Raw genomic sequence first — 1,091 nt, forward strand, 5'->3', positions numbered from 1 at the left:
TTTACGTTTAAAGCTGATAATAAAAAAAAAGAAAGAATAGATCCTTTATCTATATTTAAAAGAGTTAAGACAAGGAGAAAGACTGTTGATATATCTGAAATAGATGTACTACAAGAAGATATATTAAACGACTACATGCCATGTATACACATTAATTGGGTTAAAGAGGGTATAACTCAAAAAACAGTTGATAGATTTCAACTTGGTTATAGTTTTGTTAGACAAAGAGTGATTATACCAATTAGATACTGGTCAACAGGCGAATTAATTGGTATAGCAGGTAGAACAATGATAGATGATTTTGATGAGTTTAATATACCAAAATATTTAGCAATCAAACCATATATAAAAAACATTAATTTGTATGGACTATATGAAAACTATGAATCCATTGTTAAAGCAAGATATTGTGTAGTATATGAGAGTGAGAAGTCTGTTGTGAAAAGACATAGTAGATTAGATGAAACTGGGGTGGCTGTAGGATGTCATGAAATATCAGAAGAGCAAGCCAGAATATTAATAGGGATGGAGATTGATGAAATAATCATATGCTTTGATAAAGATGTGGATATTAATCATATTAGATATTGCTGCGAAAAGTTTTATCATATTAGAAAGGTAAGTTATATCTATGATAAATGGGATTTACTAAATGAAAAAGAATCGCCTACGGATAAAACAAATAAGATATATGATTTCTTATTTAAATACAGAATTGTTTATAATCAACATGAACATATGGAGTATATTAAAAGTTTAGAAAGGAAATAGAATGAGTAGAAAAACTTATGAAGAATTAAATGAATTAAAAATTAAATCTAATGTCGATACGCTCTATTCTTGGTCACGTTATCACAAGTATAAAACATCTCCATATGAGTACTTTTTATCATATGTTAAGAAGCCAAAAACTGAACCAGATAGAGAAAATTCTGCATATGCTCCTTACGGATCGATATCGCATGATATTCTTGAAAGATTTTATATAAAACAAATTAACTATGAAGATATGATTAATGAATTTAAAGACGGAGAAGTTACTCTAGATATAGCTGAACTTAAATTCGATAGATGTAATAATGATAAAAATG

Annotated in this window: 2 protein-coding genes; both read left to right on the forward strand. The window is 27.9% G+C overall.

Features of this window, described 5'->3' with window-relative positions; translation table 11 throughout:
* On the forward strand, positions 1–771 hold a 771-nt coding region (locus ACW2QF_RS20220; RefSeq protein WP_455717815.1), incomplete at its 5' end, for a hypothetical protein.
* 1 nt (position 772) lies between these two features.
* Positions 773–1,091, forward strand: a 319-nt coding sequence (locus ACW2QF_RS20225; RefSeq protein ID WP_455717816.1) for a PD-(D/E)XK nuclease family protein, incomplete at its 3' end; no start/stop codon positions are given.

This window comes from Anaerosporobacter sp., assembly GCF_965301125.1.